Raw genomic sequence first — 274 nt, forward strand, 5'->3', positions numbered from 1 at the left:
CAAGCGGACCCGTCACCGGCCGGTCGCAAACCAACACCACCAGCGACGGATGATAGATCACCACAGCCGGAAGTGCGTCCTCCAGCATGAACGCGATCCGCGACGCCGGATACCCCGGGTCCACCGGCAGATACGCCGCCCCCGCCTTCCACACACCCAGGACCGCCACCACCGACTCCACCGACCGCGGCAACCCCACCGCCACGACCCGCTCCGGCCCCACACCCCGAGCGCTCAACGCATGCGCGAACCGGTTCGCCCGCACATTCAGCTC

Annotated in this window: 1 protein-coding gene; it reads right to left on the reverse strand. The window is 69.3% G+C overall.

All coding sequences use genetic code 11. The features are described 5' to 3' along the window. Nucleotides 1-265 (reverse strand): AMP-binding protein (locus UK12_RS33315; RefSeq protein ID WP_442973911.1); only part of this gene is annotated, 265 nt, incomplete at its 3' end. Nucleotides 266-274: the final 9 nt, after the last annotated feature.

It is taken from the genome of Saccharothrix sp. ST-888 (assembly GCF_000955975.1).
Taxonomy (GTDB): domain Bacteria; phylum Actinomycetota; class Actinomycetes; order Streptomycetales; family Streptomycetaceae; genus Kitasatospora.